1 pseudogene is annotated in these 224 nt (G+C 68.8%); it reads left to right on the top strand.

Annotation, left to right across the window (positions count from 1 at the left end):
* Nucleotides 1-224: pseudogene (locus KVS67_RS13930) on the top strand (IS481 family transposase); the annotation flags it as partial.

Below are 224 nucleotides of genomic sequence, written 5' to 3'. Positions count from 1 at the left end.
GCACGGCGCATCCATCACCACCTCGTCTCCGAGGGCCACCGGGTGTGTCTTCGTACCGTGGGACGGTGGCTGCACCGGGCCGGGATCTCCCGCCTACGGGACCTGACCCCGGCCGGAGAAGACCTGCGCCAACGACCCCAGAAGATCACCGCGAGAGGGCCGGGGCACATGGTGCACCTGGATGTGAAGAAGATCGGGAAGATCCCAGACGGGGGCGGCTGGCG

This window comes from Micrococcus sp. GbtcB5, assembly GCF_019091605.1.
In the GTDB taxonomy this organism is placed as follows: Bacteria; Actinomycetota; Actinomycetes; order Actinomycetales; family Micrococcaceae; genus Micrococcus; species Micrococcus luteus.
This window is presented reverse-complemented; position numbering and strand designations above follow the sequence as displayed.